This is a genomic window from Idiomarina sp. UBA4206 (assembly GCF_002383015.1).
GTDB classification, from domain to species: Bacteria; Pseudomonadota; Gammaproteobacteria; order Enterobacterales; family Alteromonadaceae; genus Idiomarina; species Idiomarina abyssalis.
Genome location: NZ_DFTS01000071.1, coordinates 18,474 through 18,893 on the forward strand (window position 1 = coordinate 18,474; position 420 = coordinate 18,893).

At 47.9% G+C, this 420-nt stretch carries 1 pseudogene; it reads right to left on the reverse strand.

What is annotated here, in order from left to right:
* Nucleotides 1-84: 84 nt before the first annotated feature.
* Nucleotides 85-420 (reverse strand): annotated as a pseudogene (locus tag B3180_RS14020) (GMP synthase (glutamine-hydrolyzing)); the annotation flags it as partial.

Genomic DNA, 420 nt, shown 5'->3' on the forward strand with positions numbered 1-420 from the left:
ATGGCGCTGCCCAAGCCTTACAGGGATGTACTTGCTGGCGTCTTTCGGAAGATTTCCTTCAACCCCCAGCCAATATTTACCGGCTTATTCCCACTCAATGGTGGCGGGTGGCTTGCCCGAAATATCATAAGTGACACGGGAAATTCCGTTCACTTCATTAATAATCCGGTTCGATACCTTCTCTAATAACTCATACGGCAAATGTGCCCAGCGCGCAGTCATAAAGTCGATGGTTTCTACTGCTCGAATAGCAATAACCCAGTCGTATTTACGCTGATCACCCATAACCCCAACCGAACGTACCGGCAGGAATACCGCGAAAGCCTGGCTAACTTTGTTGTACCAGTCCGCGTTATGCAGCTCTTCAATGAAAATTGCATCGGCACGGCGCAGTAAGTCACAGTATTCTTTCTTAATTTC